General features: G+C 54.5%; 1 protein-coding gene. It reads left to right on the forward strand.

The features are described 5' to 3' along the window. On the forward strand, positions 1-211 hold a 211-nt coding region (locus A3714_RS17945; protein WP_197463367.1), incomplete at both ends, for a hypothetical protein.

Below are 211 nucleotides of genomic sequence, written 5' to 3' on the forward strand. Positions count from 1 at the left end.
GATGTGAATTTCCTGATACCGGAAGTGATCGAGACCGTTGAGTATCGCAAAGGTCCCTATTATGCGTCGGTGGGGGATTTCTCCAGCGCGGGCAGCGTGGATATCAGCACGCGCCGTTCATTTTCCCGTCAGCATGTGAAAGTGACCGGCGGTGAGCATGATTATTACCGGGGCCTTGTCTATGGCGGCAAGCGTTCAGGTGATCACAAGC

Source organism: Alcanivorax sp. HI0007, assembly GCF_001635525.1.
Taxonomy (GTDB): Bacteria; Pseudomonadota; Gammaproteobacteria; order Pseudomonadales; family Alcanivoracaceae; genus Alcanivorax.